19 protein-coding genes are annotated in these 16944 nt (G+C 58.6%); 9 read left to right on the top strand and 10 right to left on the bottom strand.

Annotated elements, in window-relative coordinates; all coding sequences use genetic code 11:
• Positions 1 to 32 precede the first annotated feature (32 nt).
• Both GOB86_RS01055 and GOB86_RS01050 read left to right on the top strand, forming a co-directional pair.
• Positions 33 to 800: a JAB domain-containing protein gene (locus tag GOB86_RS01055; protein ID WP_165990541.1), complete on the top strand. Its 768-nt coding sequence runs from the start codon at positions 33 to 35 to the stop codon at positions 798 to 800.
• A complete protein-coding gene (locus GOB86_RS01050) occupies positions 797 to 1516 on the top strand; it encodes a RadC family protein (RefSeq protein ID WP_165990540.1) in 720 nt (239 codons plus the stop codon). The genes GOB86_RS01055 and GOB86_RS01050 overlap by 4 nt, the downstream gene beginning before the upstream one ends.
• Positions 1517 to 1550: 34 nt before the next feature.
• On the opposite strand, the gene GOB86_RS01045 is transcribed toward GOB86_RS01050, so the two are convergent.
• The 3 genes from GOB86_RS01045 to GOB86_RS01035 are packed head-to-tail and all read right to left on the bottom strand — an operon-like array spanning position 1551 to position 3523.
• Entirely contained in the window at positions 1551 to 2723 is a 1173-nt protein-coding gene (locus GOB86_RS01045; protein ID WP_165990539.1) for a 5-(carboxyamino)imidazole ribonucleotide synthase, read from the bottom strand.
• A complete protein-coding gene (purE, locus tag GOB86_RS01040; protein ID WP_338421499.1) occupies positions 2720 to 3271 on the bottom strand; it encodes a 5-(carboxyamino)imidazole ribonucleotide mutase in 552 nt (183 codons plus the stop codon). The genes GOB86_RS01045 and purE overlap by 4 nt, the downstream gene beginning before the upstream one ends.
• 45 nt (positions 3272 to 3316) lie before the next feature.
• Positions 3317 to 3523 (bottom strand): YdcH family protein, encoded by a 207-nt coding sequence (locus GOB86_RS01035; protein WP_165990719.1) that lies wholly within the window; start codon positions 3521 to 3523, stop codon positions 3317 to 3319.
• 230 nt (positions 3524 to 3753) lie between these two features.
• On the opposite strand from GOB86_RS01035, the gene GOB86_RS01030 reads away from it, so the two are divergent.
• Positions 3754 to 3918 carry a YdcH family protein gene (locus tag GOB86_RS01030; protein WP_086646044.1) on the top strand — a complete coding sequence of 55 codons (165 nt, stop codon included), beginning with the start codon at positions 3754 to 3756 and terminating at the stop codon, positions 3916 to 3918.
• A 112-nt stretch (positions 3919 to 4030) separates the two neighbouring features.
• Here the strand turns inward: GOB86_RS01030 and GOB86_RS01025 are convergent, their stop codons facing one another.
• The 3 genes from GOB86_RS01025 to rpmE form a co-directional block, all read right to left on the bottom strand.
• The gene (locus GOB86_RS01025) at positions 4031 to 4570 is read right to left on the bottom strand and encodes a DUF1013 domain-containing protein (RefSeq protein WP_165990538.1); all 540 of its coding nucleotides are present in this window, start codon (positions 4568 to 4570) and stop codon (positions 4031 to 4033) included.
• Positions 4571 to 4775: 205 nt separating this feature from the next.
• Entirely contained in the window at positions 4776 to 5300 is a 525-nt protein-coding gene (locus tag GOB86_RS01020) for an Hsp20 family protein (protein ID WP_165990537.1), read from the bottom strand.
• 175 nt (positions 5301 to 5475) lie between these two features.
• On the bottom strand, positions 5476 to 5706 hold the full coding sequence (gene rpmE / locus GOB86_RS01015) for a 50S ribosomal protein L31 (protein WP_086638545.1): 231 nt from the start codon (positions 5704 to 5706) through the stop codon (positions 5476 to 5478).
• A 301-nt stretch (positions 5707 to 6007) separates the two neighbouring features.
• Here rpmE and mscL point away from each other — a divergent pair, with 301 nt between their 5' ends.
• Together mscL and GOB86_RS01005 are read left to right on the top strand one after the other, a co-directional pair.
• Positions 6008 to 6499: a large conductance mechanosensitive channel protein MscL gene (gene mscL, locus GOB86_RS01010; protein WP_165990536.1), complete on the top strand. Its 492-nt coding sequence runs from the start codon at positions 6008 to 6010 to the stop codon at positions 6497 to 6499.
• Positions 6500 to 6586: 87 nt separating this feature from the next.
• A complete protein-coding gene (locus GOB86_RS01005; RefSeq protein ID WP_165990535.1) occupies positions 6587 to 6985 on the top strand; it encodes a hypothetical protein in 399 nt (132 codons plus the stop codon).
• 62 nt (positions 6986 to 7047) lie between these two features.
• Here the strand turns inward: GOB86_RS01005 and secF are convergent, their stop codons facing one another.
• A complete protein-coding gene (secF, locus tag GOB86_RS01000) occupies positions 7048 to 7995 on the bottom strand; it encodes a protein translocase subunit SecF (protein WP_165990534.1) in 948 nt (315 codons plus the stop codon).
• Positions 7996 to 8013: 18 nt separating this feature from the next.
• Positions 8014 to 9579 (bottom strand): protein translocase subunit SecD, encoded by a 1566-nt coding sequence (gene secD, locus GOB86_RS00995; protein ID WP_253543625.1) that lies wholly within the window; start codon positions 9577 to 9579, stop codon positions 8014 to 8016.
• A gap of 254 nt (positions 9580 to 9833) precedes the next feature.
• On the opposite strand from secD, the gene GOB86_RS00990 reads away from it, so the two are divergent.
• The 3 genes from GOB86_RS00990 to GOB86_RS00980 all read left to right on the top strand — a co-directional run bounded on the left by GOB86_RS00990 (position 9834) and on the right by GOB86_RS00980 (position 14038).
• On the top strand, positions 9834 to 10814 hold the full coding sequence (locus GOB86_RS00990; RefSeq protein ID WP_165990532.1) for a Gfo/Idh/MocA family protein: 981 nt from the start codon (positions 9834 to 9836) through the stop codon (positions 10812 to 10814).
• A gap of 191 nt (positions 10815 to 11005) precedes the next feature.
• Positions 11006 to 12943 carry a ribonucleoside-diphosphate reductase subunit alpha gene (locus tag GOB86_RS00985; RefSeq protein ID WP_165990531.1) on the top strand — a complete coding sequence of 646 codons (1938 nt, stop codon included), beginning with the start codon at positions 11006 to 11008 and terminating at the stop codon, positions 12941 to 12943.
• Positions 12944 to 13021: 78 nt separating this feature from the next.
• Positions 13022 to 14038, top strand: coding sequence for a ribonucleotide-diphosphate reductase subunit beta (locus GOB86_RS00980; RefSeq protein WP_165990530.1), 1017 nt, complete (start codon positions 13022 to 13024; stop codon positions 14036 to 14038).
• Positions 14039 to 14059: 21 nt separating this feature from the next.
• Here the strand turns inward: GOB86_RS00980 and GOB86_RS00975 are convergent, their stop codons facing one another.
• Entirely contained in the window at positions 14060 to 14815 is a 756-nt protein-coding gene (locus GOB86_RS00975) for a tRNA1(Val) (adenine(37)-N6)-methyltransferase (RefSeq protein ID WP_165990529.1), read from the bottom strand.
• Positions 14816 to 14916: 101 nt separating this feature from the next.
• On the opposite strand from GOB86_RS00975, the gene GOB86_RS00970 reads away from it, so the two are divergent.
• Positions 14917 to 15987, top strand: coding sequence for a polyprenyl synthetase family protein (locus GOB86_RS00970; RefSeq protein WP_194301003.1), 1071 nt, complete (start codon positions 14917 to 14919; stop codon positions 15985 to 15987).
• Positions 15988 to 16076: 89 nt separating this feature from the next.
• On the opposite strand, the gene GOB86_RS00965 is transcribed toward GOB86_RS00970, so the two are convergent.
• On the bottom strand, positions 16077 to 16940 hold the full coding sequence (locus GOB86_RS00965) for an aspartate/glutamate racemase family protein (protein ID WP_165990528.1): 864 nt from the start codon (positions 16938 to 16940) through the stop codon (positions 16077 to 16079).
• Positions 16941 to 16944: the final 4 nt, after the last annotated feature.

The following is a 16944-nucleotide window of genomic DNA, read 5'->3' as shown; positions in this document are numbered from 1 at the left end:
GATGTCCGCCTCAGGCCAATCGGAGCAATAGGATGGCGAAAACAAAGATGCCGCCAGACCGCAGACCTTCCACTCAGGAGGGAGATACCGTTTTTGCCTCCACCGGGCCTGTGGGGCACCGCAAGCGTATGCGCCAAAGGGTGCTGGCCCATGGTGCGGGCGCGCTGGCTGATTATGAACTGCTGGAGATGCTGCTGTTCTACGCGGTGCCCCGGCGCGATACAAAGCCATTGGCCAAAAGCCTGATCAACCAGTTTGGGTCTTTTTCCGGCGTGCTCGAGTCCACGCCTGATGCGCTGCATGGGGCGGGTATGCCACGCGGCGCAGCAGCATTATGCACGCAATTACCCCATGTTGCGGCATGTCTGGTGCAGGACAGGAGTGGCGAGCGTACCTATTTAGGCGATTGGGACAGTCTTTTGCAGTATTGCAACACGGCTTTAAAGGTGGTGGAGCGTCCGCAAATGCGCATGCTGCTGTTGGATAGCCGCAATAGCCTGCTGGTGGATGAGCAACTGGTGCGGCCAACCTGTGGGCCAGAAGCAGAAGCAGAAGCAGAAGCAGTGCGCCAGAGCGTCGCCCATATTTTGCAACGTGCGCTGGAGGTGCAGTCCTGCGCGGTTGTAACCGTGTATCTGGCCGAACAGGGGCAGGATGTACGCGCTCTTCTCCAGAGCAGTGCGCCATTTGTTGCGGCCATGCGCCAGTCTGCTCCGCTGCTGGCGGTCAGCCTGCATGACCATCTGGTGATCGGGCCGGAGGTATGGGCAAGCGCACGCCAGATGGCGCCAGACTGGTGAGCAGCCCCCCAACCCAGCCCGGCGTTGCCGATGGTGCCGCCTTTTTTATTGCACCGCAGGACGGGTTGGCGCAGATCTGGCCCGTGGCAAAGCTGGAACAGGTGGGGGCGGATGACCAGCACTGCCTTGCCGCCCTGCTTGGGGCTGCGGGCATGGCGGACATTCCTGCCAGAGAGCAGGCGGTCGCTCTTGTTGCGGAATATGGAACCCTGTCCGCCCTCCTGCTGGCAGCAAGCCAGCAGGAGGGGAGTGTGCGGCTGCTCCCCGAATCTGTACGTGTGCTGCTGATTCTTGCGCTGGAAAGTATATTCCGCCTGTATCGTGCCCGATTGATGCGGGGGAGTGTTCTGTGCGAACGCCCCGCCCTGAACGCCTATCTGTTGGCCCTTATGGCGCGTGATAAAACCGAGCAGATGCGTGTGCTGTTTCTGGACACGGCAAACCGGCTTGTGGCGGATGAGGTCATGGGGCGCGGTACGGTGGACCATGCCCCCGTGTACCCGCGTGAGATTGTGCGGCGCGCGCTGGCCCTGCGGGCTGGTAGTTTTGTGCTGGTGCATAATCACCCCAGCGGGGATGCAACGCCCTCAGCCGAGGATATAAGCATGACCGGGCAGATCATTGCCGCGGCCCGGATTGTGGGCCTGCATGTGGCGGACCACCTGATTGTAGGCAAGGAGCAGGTCCTGAGCATGAAGGAGGCAGGGCTACTCTAGGCCATATTCCTCATGCTCAGGGTGATGTGGTTTGTCAGTCTTCGTCTACGGGGGAAGGGGCTGCGCATTTGGTGGCCAAGGGGCCAAGGGCGGCCTGTATGCCCCAGTCACCCGGAAGAGCGCCGTAGGGGAACAGAATGTTCACGTGCCCCATCTTGCGCCCCACGCGCGCGTCTTTTTTACCGTACAGGTGGGGGATATGGCCCGGATAGGCCACAATGGCGGGCCATAGAGCCATATCTTCCGGTCCTACCAGATTTTTCATCACCGCGTCCGAATGGCGGGCGGCATGGGGCAGGGGCAGGCCCGCAACAGCACGGATGTGCATGTCAAACTGGTCCTGCGCGCAGGCATCCATTGTCCAGTGGCCTGAATTGTGTGGCCGGGGGGCGACTTCGTTCACCATCAGCGAGCCATCACGCACAAGGAACATTTCCACCCCCATAATGCCGACCAGATCAAACTGTTCGGCAATAAGGGCGGCCAGTCGGCCCGCTTCAAGCGCTACGTCGTCCGGCACGGGGGCGGGGGCTAGTGTCAGGTCCAGAATGCCGTGCCAGTGGTGGTTCAGAACCGTGTCAAAGCACCGGATTGTGCCGTCCGTGCCGCGGGCGACCATAACGCTGAGTTCGCAGGCAAAATCGACCATACCTTCGGCCACCAGCGGGTGCGGGGCCAGTGCGGCAAACGCTTCGTCCAGTTCAGCCTCGGTATAAACGCGGCGCTGGCCTTTGCCGTCGTATCCGTTGCGGGTTGTCTTGAGAATAAGCGGGAAGCCAAGCTGGGCTGCCGCTTCGAGCAGGGAGGCATGGTCCGTAACCGCATGCCACGGTGCCAGAGGCACATCGGCGGAGGCCAGAAAAGTCTTTTCCGCCAACCGGTCCTGACTAATGCGCAGGATATGGTCAGATGGACGTACGGGGCAGTGCCTGTTCAGCCGGTCCAGCGCGTCCGCACTTATGTTCTCAAACTCGAACGTGACAACATCAACAGCCTTGGCAAAAGCGTCCAGTGCATCGGGGTCATCATACGCGCCAAGAGTAATGGCGCTGCAAACCTGTGCTGCGGGGCCGTGCGCATCCTGCGTGAGAATATGGGTTTTATAGCCCAGCCGGGAGGCTGCAACAGCAGACATGCGGCCAAGCTGCCCCCCGCCCACAATGCCAATAACAGCGTTGGGGGCAAGGGCTGCGTGTGTATGGGTCATTCGTTTTCTGTCACGGGTGTGTCGGCGACCGATGCAGTCTGTACCGCGCGCCATGCCTCAAGCCGTGCGGCCAGATCCGGGTTCTGCAAAGCCAGAATTGAGGCCGCCAGCAGTGCCGCGTTCTTGGCGCCAGCGGACCCGATGGCCAGCGTGCCAACCGGCACACCGCCGGGCATCTGCACAATGGAGAGAAGGCTGTCCATGCCTTTGAGCGTGCGGGATTCTACAGGTACGCCCAGCACGGGCAGGCGGGTCCATGCCGCACACATGCCTGGCAGGTGTGCCGCTCCCCCAGCACCTGCGATAATAACAGACAATCCCCGCTCCGCCGCCGTGCGGGCATAGTCCGCCAGCCTGTCCGGTGTGCGGTGGGCGGATACAATGCGGGTCTCGTGCGGGATTTCCAGCTCGTTCAGAATGGCGTCGGCATGGCGCATGGTTTCCCAGTCGGACTGGCTCCCCATGATAATGCCAACCTTGAGGGGGCTGGCTGCCGCGCTGTTGTCTGCTGCGTTGGAGGTGGTGGTCTGGGGGGCTGTCGTGTTCACAGGGGTAGGGTATCCGGTCTTGCTAGTGCTGGTCCTGTTGCAAAGTCAGGCAATATTGTCGGGTATCAGTTGGCTTTCAACCCGTGTTATGCGGTCTTTGAGCAGTAATTTCCGTTTTTTGAGCCGCTGAAGGTACAACTGGTCGATAAAGGTTGTCTCGACGGTCATTCTGTTGATGACCGTATCCAGATCACGATGCTCGCTTCGCAGTTCAAGAAGTTGCCCCAGTAGTGACTCGCGGTCTTGCATCATGGCGCTGGTTCTCCCTGTGTGCATCTGACTCGTGCATTCAATCGGATTACTCCGTTGTCGCATTTATGGTGCGCTTTACCAACCATGCATTGCGGAGCCAGCTTGCGCAAACTTGAAAAAGTTCCATGTGCACAGCGCATATCGGTATGCGGTGGAATATGAAATTAGCATGAAATTTTTGGCCGCCTGTACGCTAGCGTAAAAGAGTCACTAACCGAATGGAGGCAGCCATGGCGCGCCTAGCAAGGATAGAGTCTCTCAAACACCGCCATTCCCATATTGACCAGAAAATTGCATCCGAAGGGGGTAGGCCCAGACCGGACGAGCGTGTTCTGATGTGCCTGAAGCTGCAAAAGCTCAGGATCAAGGAAGAAATAGAACGGCTGGCGGGCTAAAAAACGCAGCGCGGTTCAGTCTGCCGCGTATTCACACGCGGCAGACTGAACCGGAAAAATTTTATTCAGCAGAAAAATCAAGATCGCCCGCATCCAGTGCGGGCATGGGAATTTACGCCCCTTCACGCTCAAGCCGGGCATTGGCGTCGGCTACGGCGGCGTTCAGGTCCGTCTGGCTGCACAGGCCCACGGTCACCGGGTCACGCGGTTTGATGTTGGGCGTGTTCCAGTGCTGCTTGTCACGCACTTTAGCAATGGTGTCCTTGGTGGTGCCCAGCAGCTTAACAATCTGCTGTTCGCTCAGTTGCGGGTAGTTGCGCAGCAGGAAGGCAATACCATCGGGGCGGTCATGGCGTTTGGCAACAGGTGTGTAGCGCGCACCCTTGGAGCGGCGGCGCACGGGGTTGTTTGTCGCCAGAATTTTAAGCCGTGCGGTGGGGGTTGCCTCGCAACGGCGGATTTCTTCCAGTGCAAGCTGGTGGTTGGCAATGGGGTCATAGCCAACAATGCCCTGAGCGACTTCACCATCGGCAATGGCCTGCACTTCCAGCGGGTGCATCCCACAAAAAGCGGCAATCTGTTCAAAGCTGAGCGCGGTCTTTTCGATCAGCCACACAGCGGTTGCTTTTGGCATCAAGGGTAAGGTCGTCATTTGGCTTCTATCCTGTCGTCGGGCGGCGCTCACGCAGGCACCGGTAAAATTGACGGCCTGGAACCTCTTCCGAAGCCTGCGTGCCTGCCGACGCGCATCTATGCCCCCGATATGGAGGGAGCAGCCCGTTCAGGTCAAGCCGCAAAAACACAACAAAAGGGGGCGGAACCAGAGTTCCACCCCCTTTTGGCCCCGTAAGGCGCGTTCAGGCCGCGTCTGGCACAGGCTGGTTACGGGTCGTGTTGGCTGTAGCCACGTTGTGGTTTGGAGCAAATGGCGCGCTGCCCGGCTCGGCTGGCATATCGGCATTATGGCCAGCCCTGACCGGAATACGGCGTGGCTTAAGGGCCTCGGGCACAATCTGGCGCACACTAATGCGGAGCAGGCCATTATTCATGTCCGCCCCTGTGACCTCCACATGGTCGGCCAGTGCAAAGCGGCGTTCAAAGGCGCGCCGGGCAATGCCGCGGTGCAGCACTTCGCCCTCATCCTGTGGGGCACTGACCCGACCGGAGACAACAAGCGTGCTGTCCTGAACCAGCAATTCAATATCATCGGGGGCAAAGCCTGCCACGGCCATGGTCAGGGCGTAGCTGTCGCTCCCTGTTTTGGCAATGTCATAGGGGGGGTAGCTTGGTGTGCCCGTGTTGCGGGCTGCGGTGTCCATTACCTGTGCCAGCCGGTCAAAGCCGATGGCGGTACGGAACAGGGGTGCAAAATCATAGGTCATGTGGAACCTCCTCGTTCAGCAAGGTTCTGCCGTGCAGCAGGCCCCATGAGGCGGCCCGAAGTGGCAGGTCTGTCTGGCCGACCCCACAAGGGGCATCAGCCATACCCCAAACGTGGAAAGCCCCGCCTCCTTTTTCAAGAGGGCGGGGCCTGAAGCACACAAAGACGCTGAAAAATCAGCCCTTGGAACGGGTGCCGATCCCTGCAAAGCGCTTGTTGAACTTGGCAACCTGGCCCCCGGTGTCCATGATGCGCTGAACGCCGGTCCACGCCGGATGGGACTTGGTGTCAATGTCCAGACGGATGGTGTCACCGGCTTTGCCGTAGCAGGAGCGGGTGGTGTATTCCGTGCCGTCGGTCATGATGACGGTGATTTCGTGGTATTCGGGATGAATGCCGGACTTCATGGGACAGGTCTTTCTTTACAGCAGACGAAGGCCCGATACCGACCGGGCCGAATTGCCGTGCATATAACGGTATGCGGCAGTAGGATCAACCGTTGATTGCACACCTTTTGCATCAGACCGGGGCAGGGCAAGCGGCCGGTTGCTGGGTAACGCATTGAATAGTCCGTGTGAATAACGGTCGGGTACGGGCATACGTGGCAAAGATTTTTAAATATTCCAACAATAAAGCTTGAGAAACAGCCAGTCAGGCGGATAGAGATCAGTATCTTTGTATAAAACCCTACAAACAGGATAATTATTCATGGCTGATCTTAAAACTGATCTTAAGGCGCATGTCCGCACACCGGGTTGGGTGGGGGAGTTCCGCTCCTTTATCATGCGTGGCAACGTGGTCGATCTGGCCGTTGGTGTGGTCATTGGTGCCGCGTTTACGGGAATTGTGAACAGTCTGGTCAAGGATGTGTTCAACCCCATTATTGGTCTGCTGGTGGGCGGGATTGATTTTTCCAACCTGTTCGTCACCCTTAAAGGCCCGCACGAGGCAACGCTGGATGCAGCACAAAAAGCCGGGGCGGTTACACTTAACCTTGGCCTGTTCGTGAATGCGGTTATCCAGTTCCTGATCGTGGCTATGGCCATTTTCTGGATGGTCAAAGCCCTGACCCGCCTGCATGTGCGTGAAGAAGCCAAGCCCGCAGCCGCGCCTGCTCCCACCAAAACGGAAGTGCTGCTGACCGAAATTCGTGATGAGCTTGCAGCACGGAACAATGCCCAGACAACGCCGCAGGGCTAAAGGGTAATCAGGCATAAAACGGGCTTGGCTAATGCCGGGCCAGTGGCCGTATTTTCGGCAGGCGGAATATGGGGTAGGTTCTCAAACATGAAGCGCCCTGTATTCCGCTTTTTTTGTAAAGCGTCCCCCTTTGCCGTCCTGCTTGCCCTTGTTGGCGTGGCGGGCTGCCAGAGCGTGCCATACCAACTCAAGGTGGAGCAGACCCCCAGCACGTTGCTGTACAGCTACGCCATAGCCAACGGCATGGCGCGTGGGCAGTTGATGAGTGGTGGCCTGACGCTACCGCAGATTGTTCACATTGTTACGGCAGATCGGGCAGCTCTTGCGGCCATTCTGGCGTTTCGTGATCACCCGGGTAGCAATACGCTCAAGGTGGCAGGGCTGAAGGTGGAAGATTTTCTGGCTACTATTGATGAGCCAGCCATTTTTTCGGGCAGTATGATGGTGGTGCCCAATGGTGCACCGGTTCCACTCTCCCAGCATTGAGGCATAAAAAAACGGAGCAGTCAGACTGCTCCGTTTTTTTATTTATCCCTGATCCAGTGTGATCAGGTTGATGACGTTGCGGTCTTGCCACTTTTGGCGCCCCGTTTCAGGCGGCCTTCCCCCATGAACAGCAGAAGGGGAGCTGCGATGAAGATGGAGGAAGACGTCCCCACCACAATGCCAAACAGCATGGTCCACGCAAAGCCCGACAGCGTAGCACCTCCCCACAGAGCCAGTGGCAGGGATGCCAGAAAGACTGTGGAGGATGTGCCCAGCGTGCGGTTGAGCGTCTCGTTGATCGAAAGGTTGATCAGATCAATGAGCGGCATGGTGCGGTACTTGCGCAGGTTCTCGCGCACACGGTCGTAGACCACCACCTTGTCGTTGGTGGAGTAGCCCAGAATGGTCAGGATGGCGGCTACCATGACCAGATCGAACTCAAAGCCGGTCAGGACCAGAAAGCCCACCGTCTTGGTCAGATCGAGCACAAGGGTGATGACCGCACTGAGGGCAAACTCCCACTCAAACCGGAACCAGATGTAGCCTAAAATCATGGCAAGGCTGAGCGCCAGCGCCAGCATGCCGTTGCGGAACAGTTCGGCCGAAACCGAAGCCCCCACCGCATCGGCCCGCAGGATGGTCGTGCCGGGCAGGGCTTCGGCTACAGTGTGGCGCACCTTGTCCACAATGGCCTGCGTATCCTGCTCCGAGCCAGCGTCCAGCCGGATCAGAACATCGTTCGCTGCGCCAAAGGACTGGAAGGAGGCGTGCTGCACCCCATGTTCTGCCAGTGCTGCGCGGATTTTGGCAAAGTCCGCCGGGCCGGGTGTCTGGGCTTCCACCACAATCCCGCCCCGAAAATCCAGCCCCAGCGTAAGGCCGGGGTGGAAGAACAGGACAAGTGATGCGATCGAAAGCACGGCCGAGACGATCAGCCCCATGTAGCGGCCGCGCATGAAGTTGATGTGCGTATCCTTGCGGACAAAACGCAGAAGAGGACGTCCGAACATAAGTAGCGCCTCGTTTCTTCAAACAGGCAGGCTGGTTGGGCGCGTACGCGCGTACCAGCGGGCCATGAGCATGCGGGAAAGCAGCAGGGTGGTGAACAGGGTGGTCACAATGCCAATGGTAATGGTGAGCGCAAACCCACGGACCGGACCTGTGCCAAAAACAAACAGCATCACATGGGCCAGCAGGGCCGTGGCGTTACTGTCGATAATGGTGGAGGTCGCTTTTTCAAACCCTGTCTGCATGGCTGCCAGTGGGGTGCGCCCACGGGCAATTTCCTCGCGTATGCGTTCGTTGATCAGAATGTTGGCGTCCACCGCCATACCCAGTGTAAGCAGCATGCCCGCCATGCCGGGTAGGGTCAGGGTTGCCTCAAAGAGCGAGAGAATAGCCACCATGAGCACCAGATTGGCCAGCAGGGCCAGATCCGCGTACCAGCCAAAGCGGCCATAAAACAGCACCATAAAGACCACGACCATAACAAAGCCGACGCCAAGGCTGATCATGCCCGCGCGGATGGAATCCGCGCCCAGCGAGGGGCCAATGGAGCGCTGCTCAATAACGCTCAGGGGGGCGGGCAGCGCGCCCGCGCGGAGCATCAGGGCAAGGTCGGTGGCCTTCTGGGCGTCAAACCCGCCGGTAATCTGGCCATTGCCACCGGTTATGGGGCTCATGATCACGGGGGCTTCGATAATCTTGTTATCAAGCACGATGGCGAATCGCTTGCCCACATTGGTCTGTGTGACGGCGGCAAAGGCGTGTGTGCCTATCGAATCGAAAGAGAAGCTGACCGCCCATTTGCCGCTCTGCTGGTCAATAACAGCGCCTGCGTTGGTCAGGTCCGAGCCATCCACATCCACATGGTCAAACACGGGCAGGGCCCCCCCCTCCGCCGGGTCAGCCATCTGGAGCAGGCTTACACCCTGTGGCGGGTAGGTGGCGTGCAGCGGGTTGGCATCCACCAGATGGAAGCTCATTTTGGCCGTAGTGCCCAAAAGTGCCTTGATCCGGTCCGGGTCGCTAATGCCGGGCAACTCCACCACAATGCGGTCATCACCCTGACGGGTAATTTCGGGGTCCACGGCACCTGTGCCGTCAATACGGCGGCGCACGATCTCAATAGACTGGGTCACGGCTTCACGCGCACGGACGCGAATGGATTCGGGGGCCAGCACAAGGGCAATGCTGCCGTCTTCACGCCTGCTTACGCTGAATTCGTTCGGCACCGCGCGGGGCAGGGCGTTCAGTGCCGCTATGTCCGCATCGGTTTCAGACGCCATGCGTGGCATGAACGAGATGGTGGCCTTGGCCGCATCCACCGTAATGTTCTGGTAGCCAAGATGTGCGTCAAGCAGCGCATCACGCGTGTTTTCCGAGAGGGTTTGCAACCTGTCATGGGTCAGGCTTTGCAGATCAACCTGCATGAGCAGGTAGGAACCGCCCCGCAGATCCAGTCCGAGGTGGATCTGTCGCCATGGTATGGAAGGGAGCGGCTTGCGCATGCCGTTAGGCAGGCACAGCAGCAGGCCTAAAAGGCATACGCCCAGTACCGAGGCCAGTTTGAGGCGGCTGTAATACATTCTCACCTGATCGCTTGCAGTTTTGCTGCCCGGAACATGCCGTTCAACCCCAACAGATGCAACCCGTTCGCGCGCTTATGGGTGGAATGCTGTGCTTTTTCGTTCATTTTGCGTGGCTCAGGCGCATCACTCCACGCCAAATGGGGCCGGCATGGCAGATGCCGCATGCCCGGGTCGGGGGCTTTGTTTGCATTCGGGGGTGAGACTGCTACCCCTTGAGGAGACTAAAAACTGGCCAGATCAGGCAAGGGCGGTAACAGATGAACATAACGCTGCGAGTAGGGGTTATTGGGGCAGGGCATTTTGGGCGGTACCACGCCCTGAAAATACGCGATGTGCCCGGTGAGAGCCTGTCTGGTCTGTTTGACCCCGATCCCGCCCGGGCCCGGCTTGTTGCGAGCGAGGCAGGGTGCCCGGTCGTGGCGGATGTGGACACACTGCTTGCCCAGTCCGATGCGGTGGTGGTGGCGGCCCCGGCGGAGTTTCATTTTGACCTTGCCGTGCAGGCTTTGCGGGCGGGGCGGCATGTGCTGGTGGAAAAGCCGGTGGCGGCAACGCTGGAACAGGCGGACATGCTGGTCACGCTGGCGCGGCAGAGCGGGCTGGTCTGCCAGGTCGGGCATCTGTTGCGCTACTCCGCCGAGCATGAGGCCATAAGCAGGCGCATTACCCGCCCGCTCTATATAGAGGCCACGCGCATAGCCCCCTACAAGCCACGCGGAACGGATGTTTCCGTTATTCTGGACCTTATGATCCATGATCTGGATCTGGTTCTGGCCCTTGTGGATAGCCCGATTGCGCAGGTGGATGCATTGGGGGCTGCGGTCAGCTCCGAGTATGAGGACATCGCCAATGCGCGGGTGCGGTTTGAAAACGGGTGTGTGGCCACCATTACCGCCAGCCGCATTTCGCTCAAGACCGAGCGGCGGATGCGTCTTTTTTCCGAGGAGGGGTATCTGTCGGCCGATTTTGTCAAACGTGAACTGAGCATGATCGGGCGTGAGCGTGGGCTGCCGCTACCGGGCACAGGCGGCTTTAAGCGTGAGAGCATAAGCTGGAAGGAGCATGATTCGCTGTTCGCGGAGCATCAGGCTTTTGTGGCCTCCTGCGTGCATGGCGCACCTGTTGTGGTGGATGCGGTAGCTGGTCGGCGCGCTCTGGCGGCGGCTCTGGCCGTGGCGGATGGAATTACGACCACGCGCAATCTTATGGAGCAATCCGGGCTGATCCGGGGGAGCTGAAAAGACGCGCTCAAGCGACGCGGGAGAAATCCGCCGTTTTTTAAAGAGCAAGTCTAAAATTGGTCATTTTCATCAAAAAAAAACCTAGATATGGGGGCAAAGTGGGGTAAGAAGCGCGATATATGGTGTGTGCGTCCGCGCCAGTCACACGCCCCCCAAGATCGTTCGTAAAAAACCGGAGAGCAAAAGCCATGAGTCTTATCGACGTGCATGAGAATGACGTTCGTCGTTCCCATTCAGGAGCATCAGGCTCGGCTGAGGAACCGGATCTTTTCGGTGCCGAGCAGATGCAGGATACGGTGCAGCTTCCGGGGCACCATCAGGTGCGTGTGGACCGCTCGCGCGATGCATTGCTGACCCCGTTTGGCAAGGCCACGCTGGATAACCGCTACCTGCTGCCCGATGAGAGTTATCAGGACCTGTTCGGGCGCGTGGCGTCCTATTACGGGGCCGATGCAGCCCATGCGCAGCGTATTTACGACTATATCAGTCGCCACTGGTTCATGCCCGCAACGCCTGTGCTGTCCAATGGTGGCACAACGCGCGGCCTGCCTATTTCGTGCTTTCTGAATGAAGCGAACGACAGCCTGAAAGGCATTGTCGATCTGTGGAACGAGAATGTGTGGCTGGCCAGCAAGGGTGGGGGCATTGGCTCCTACTGGGGCAACCTGCGCTCCATTGGCGAGAACGTGGGCCGTAATGGCAAAACCTCGGGCGTTATCCCCTTCATCCGTGTGATGGACAGCCTGACACTGGCAATCTCCCAAGGGTCCCTGCGCCGTGGGTCGGCGGCGGTCTATCTGCCGGTCTGGCACCCCGAGATTGAAGAGTTCATAGAAATCCGTCGCCCAACGGGGGGAGACCCCAACCGTAAGGCGCTCAATCTGCACCACGGTATTCTGGTCTCCGACGCATTCATGCGTGCTGTGGAAGCCGATGCTGAATGGGCGCTGCTCTCGCCCAAGGATAACTCGGTTATCCGCAAAATTTCGGCCCGCGGGTTGTGGATTCGTATTCTCACCGCGCGCATGGAGCAGGGTGAGCCGTATATTGTTTATTCCGACCATGTGAACAATGCGCGCCCCGAGCACCACAAGCTTGCCGGGTTGGAGGTCAAGACTTCCAACCTGTGTTCCGAAATTACGCTGCCAACGGGCATAGACCATCACGGCAAGGCGCGTACTGCGGTGTGCTGCCTGTCCTCCCTCAATCTTGAGACATGGGATGAGTGGTCGGATAATCCTCAGTTCATTGAGGATGTCATGATCTTCCTCGATAACGTGTTGCAGGACTTTATCGACCGCGCACCGGAGGACATGGAGCGGGCCAAGTATGCCGCCATGCGTGAACGTTCCGTGGGTTTGGGGGTTATGGGGTTCCACTCCTTCCTGCAGGCCAAGAATGTTCCGTTTGAGAGCGTGATTGCCAAGGTCTGGAACCGCAAGATCTTCAAGCATATTCGCGAGCAGGCCGATGCCGCCTCCCGCCATCTGGCTGATCTGCGTGGTGCCTGCCCCGATGCCGAGGAATATGACATTAAGGAACGCTTTTCCAACAAGATGGCCATTGCGCCCACGGCGTCCATTTCCATTATTGCAGGCAATGCCAGCCCGGGGATCGAGCCGATCGCGGCCAATGTGTTCTTGCAAAAAACCCTCTCGGGCTCCTTTACGGTGCGTAACCGGCACCTGCTCAAGCTGCTGGTGGAAAAAGGGCAGGACACGCCAGAAGTGTGGTCCTCCATCACCACCAGTAAGGGCAGCGTGCAGCATCTGGATTTTCTGACCCAGCAGGAAAAGGACGTGTTCAAAACCGCGTTCGAGCTGGATCAGCGCTGGGTAGTGGAACATGCGGCTGATCGGCAGCCCTTTATCTGCCAGGCGCAGTCGGTCAATCTGTTCCTGCCTGCGGATGTGCATAAGCGCGACCTGCACCAGATTCATTTTCAGGCATGGAAAAAGGGGCTGAAGTCTCTTTATTACTGCCGCAGCCTGTCCATCCAGCGGGCGGATACGGTGAGCAACGTGCTCGCCAAGTCCGAGGTGCTGGGGGTAGGCGTTGCCGAGCAGGCAGCCGCGGACCATGCCGCAAGTGGCAATAATTATGACGAGTGTCTGGCCTGCCAGTAAGAGCTGGCTGATCCGTATCCGTTTTTTCTTACAGTCGAGTGGCGGTTTCCTTGGGTGGTGCCGCCTGATGGAGGCACAATGAGCGAGCACAAAACCGGCCAGCAGCCGCAGGAACAGCGTTTTGACCTGCTGACAGCCAACCCGGTGTACAAGCCGTTTCGGTACCCGTGGGCGTATGATGCATGGTTGACGCAGCAGCGCGTGCACTGGCTCCCCGAGGAAGTGCCTCTGGCTGATGACGTAAAAGACTGGCACCGTGTGCTCAACGAGAGCGAGCGCCATCTTGTGACGCAGATTTTCCGCTTCTTCACCCAGTCGGATGTGGAAGTGAATAACTGCTACATGAAGCACTACAGCCGGGTTTTCAAACCGACTGAAGTGTTGATGATGCTCTCGGCCTTTTCCAACATCGAGACCATTCATATTGCGGCGTACAGCTACCTGCTGGACACGCTGGGTATGCCCGAGGAAGAATATTCCGCGTTCCTTAAGTACAAGGAAATGAAGGATAAATACGATTACATGCAGTCCTTTAACGTGGACAGTAAGCATGAAATCGCAAAGACGCTGGCAGCCTTTGGTGCGTTTACGGAGGGGCTACAGCTTTTTGCCTCCTTCGCCATCCTGCTCAACTTCCCGCGCTTTAACAAGCTCAAGGGCATGGGGCAGATCGTGTCCTGGTCGGTGCGGGACGAGACCCTGCATTGCCTGTCCATTATCCGCCTGTTCCGCGTGTTCATTCAGGAAAACCCGCATATCTGGACCGATAAGCTGCGGCAGGAACTGACCGACATCTGCAAAACCATTGTCGAACACGAAGAAGCCTTTATTGATCTGGCGTTCGAAATGGGGCCGGTGGAAGGGCTGGATGCGGCACAGGTTAAAACCTACATCCACTTTATTGCCGACCGCCGCCTGACCCAGCTTGGGCTGGACCCGGTTTACAACACAACCACCAACCCGCTGCCTTGGCTGGACGATATGCTGAACGCGGTCGAACACGCCAACTTCTTTGAAAACCGTTCGACCGAATACAGCCGTGCTTCCACCTTGGGTACATGGGAAGAAGCGTTTGAAAGCTCGGTTTTCTCGTAATATCGGGCCGAAGGGGCGGGCCTAAAGGCCGGGCAGGGCTGTGCCGTTTTCCAGCACGTCGCGTGCCTGCGGGGTAAAGGCTCCGTCCGCTTCGTGCAGGATCAGGCCGGACAGAACGCGCGCAGGGCTTTTTACCCCAAGTCTGGCTTGCACCAGCAGAATGCGTGCCTCGCGGTCTGCCTTGGGCCAGAAGGGGTAAAGGGTTACGCCCCCAAAGCCGTGGGAAACCAGTTCGGCCACGGCTCTGTCGGTCAGGGCTGTGGGGAGAGCCAGCGTCAGGCTGCCTTTATGGCGCAGGATGGCGGCAGCTCCCTTAACCCATAGAGGCAGGGTCTGCATGCCCATCCGGCGGGCAAGATCACGGCGGGGTTCGGGGGAGGCTGTGCCGGTTGTTGCGTGCCACGGTGGGTTGGTCATGCAATGCTCAAAGCGCAGATTCTCTGGCACACCTTCGGGGAAAGATGTTGCAAGAACAGAGACCTGCTCCTTTTTGTTAGCAAGCAGGTTGGCGCGGGCAAGCTCTGCGGTCTCGGAGTCTTTCTCAATGCCTGTTCCGTGCAGGTCGGGTACGCGGTGCATCAGGCATAACAGCCCTGCACCGGCTCCGCAGCCAATTTCCAGCACATGCTGGCCCTGGCGCGCGGGCACGGCTGCGGCCATAAGAATGGGCTCAAGCCCTGTACGGTAGCCTTGCTGGAACTGGCTGTAAGCGATACGTCCACGCAAAAGAGTGCCGTGCGAGGTCGTTGGAAGGTGGCTTGATGGTGCTTGTTGCATCACTGTATCTGGCTGGCTTGAATTTGTTGGTGCTTGACCGTTTTTCAGGTGCCTCGCATATAAGAGAACGTCAACTCATCCCGTGGCTGGGGGAATAGCATTTGGGTGTTGCAGTCAGTCTGTCGGAAATGGACAGCGCCGCGAGCCAGGATGGATCTGGAGTTTCTGTGAGTAAACCAGGGGAAGCTGGCCTTAAGGCGCTGGCTGATTATCTCGCTGCGGATATGCAGGCATGTAATCAGGTCATTGTGGACCGCATGCAGAGTTCCGTAGCGCTTATTCCGCAGTTAGCTGCGCATCTTGTGGCCGCTGGCGGCAAGAGGCTGCGGCCACTGCTTACACTCGCCTCCGCGCGGTTGTGTGGCTACAACAATCAGGACGGGCGCATGCGGCATGTGGAAATTGCCGCCTGTGTCGAGTTTATTCATACAGCAACGCTGCTGCATGATGATGTTGTGGATGACAGCCAGCTCCGGCGCGGTCTGGCAAGCGCCAACGCAATTTTTGGCAATAAGGCATCTGTGCTGGTGGGGGACTTCCTGTTCGCCCGCTCGTTCCAGATTCTTACGGCTGATGCCTCGCTTGATGTCATGGCGATTCTCTCCGCTGCATCGGCAACACTGGCCGAAGGCGAGGTCATGCAGATGACCACGCAGAACGATCTTACCACCTCGGTTGAGCAGTATCTTCAGGTTATCTATGGCAAAACGGCGGCGCTGTTTGCCGCCGCCTGCGAATCCGGCGCTGTTATTGGGGATGTAACCCCAGCCGAGCGTGAAGCCCTGCGTGTTTATGGTGCCAATCTGGGTATGGCGTTCCAGCTTGTGGACGATGCGCTGGATTATTCAGCCGATCAGGCCGTGCTGGGCAAGGAAGTCGGGGACGACTTTAAGGAAGGCAAGGTCACTCTGCCTGTACTGGCAGCCTACGAGGCTGGTAGCGAGGAGGATCGCGTATTCTGGCGTCGTGTGATTGAGGAATGTGAGCAGCAGCCGGAAGATCTGGATGCCGCACTGTCCCTTATTGCCCAGACCAACGCTATTGGTATTACCCTTGCCAAGGCGGAAGATTACGCAACTCTGGCCCGTCAGGCGTTGCAGGGATTCCCTGATAACGACCTTAAAGCCCTGTTGCTGGAAACCGCCAGTTACTCCGCCAGCCGCGCCAGCTAGGCTGGCTGAAGGCCATTTTGGCAAGATCAGGCAAACCATGCCTGCCCAGTGCCAAAGTGGCCTGTACCAGCGAGAAAACCTGCCAGCGCTTAGGCCGTGCAGGCCCGTGGCTGGCTTGTCTGCTCCTGCCATAGATTGATTTTGTCAAAACCAAAGGCAGGCAGATGCGCGGCCAAAGCCTCCGCATCTGCCGGGATTGCCGTAAACCATGCCTGCTCTGGTGGTGTCGAGGTGTCTGGCATGGGCTGTAAGGTTTGCAAAACCGTACAGGTCTGGCGGGCTACAGCGTCTGCCGGGTCCAGCCATGTCATGGTGGGTGGGGTAAGCCTGCGGAGCAGATCGAGCACAAATGTGTAATGGGTACAGCCAAGCCCGATCGCATCCAGCCGACCGGAATCGGGGTGGCTGAACAGGCCCTGAATATCTTTATAAATAAGAGCATCGGGGACGGAGTGACCACGAAAAACCTGTTCGGCATAGCTTGCCAGATGTGGGGCAGCGTGTGCGATCAGGGTGCAGTCTGGCGCGTAAAGCGCATGCAGGCGGGACAGGTACGGTCGACGGATTGTCGCACGGGTGGCGAGCAGCCCAATAACGCCCGTTTTGGTCTGGCGCGCCGCCCAGCGGATAGGGGGAACACAGCCAATGAATGGAATGGTGGGGCAGGTTGCACGCAAGGCATCCAGTGCGAGCGTACTGGCAGTGTTGCAGGCAATAACAACGGCTTGGGGCCGTAGTCGGGCAATAGCGGCGGAGACAAGGGAGATGATGCGCCGGGTAAGGACGGCATCATCCTGCTCGCCGTAAGGAAAAACGGCAGTGTCTGCCAGGTAGTCGACCCCAATGTGAGGAGAGAGTGCCCGAATGGCCCGCACAATACCCAGTCCACCAATGCCTGAGTCAAATGCCAGAACACGGTAGGGACCACTGAGTGCGGGGCCAGACGTCTGCACGGTG

It is taken from the genome of Acetobacter lambici (genome assembly GCF_011516885.1).
GTDB lineage: Bacteria > Pseudomonadota > Alphaproteobacteria > Acetobacterales > Acetobacteraceae > Acetobacter > Acetobacter lambici.
Note: the sequence above shows the minus strand (reverse complement) of the source record. Positions and strands in the feature narration are given on the sequence as shown.